At 56.3% G+C, this 554-nt stretch carries 1 protein-coding gene; it reads right to left on the bottom strand.

What is annotated here, in order from left to right:
- Window positions 1-22 precede the first annotated feature (22 nt).
- A partial coding sequence (locus RVY79_RS17100) for a hypothetical protein (protein WP_317465672.1) occupies window positions 23-554 on the bottom strand: 532 nt, incomplete at its 5' end.

Below are 554 nucleotides of genomic sequence, written 5' to 3'. Positions count from 1 at the left end.
ATTTTCTGACCGAGTTCCAGCTTCAGATTCGCAAGCTTTGCATCCAGGTCAGTTCCTTGCCGGCCAAAGTGCCGCCCATGTTGCCAACTGCGGCATCGACGCCCATTGCTTGGCGGGCCATCTTCGCGGTCTTTTGGAGGTTGTTTTCTTCCAGGAAAAAAGTGGAAAAACGCTGCGCCGCGGTCCGGTTCGAGAACATCGACCCGATCTTCATAAGCGCATCGTTCTTGCTCAACCCTTCAAGCTGCGGCTTTACTTCCTTCTCGAAGTACTCGAACTGCGACAGCATGAAGGTCATCGAGTCCTTCAGCGCCCCCGGCTTGACTTGCTTGATCGTGCCGATCTTGGTGTACTCGATCAGATTGGGGTCAAGCAGCCCCATTTCTTGCAGCACCTTTGCGGAGCGCAAAGAGCCGCGACCCTGCGCCAAGTTCTGGTATGCGGACATCAGCGACGTGCCGGCGCGCATCCCCCCCATTTCCTGCAGCAAGTGCAGTTCTTGGAAAAAGAACGCATCGTCAGACAGCCCTTTCGCCGCAACCCCTCCGGTCTTG

The organism is Chromohalobacter sp. HP20-39 (assembly GCF_033052815.1).
GTDB lineage: Bacteria > Pseudomonadota > Gammaproteobacteria > Pseudomonadales > Halomonadaceae > Chromohalobacter.
Note: the sequence above shows the minus strand (reverse complement) of the source record. Positions and strands in the feature narration are given on the sequence as shown.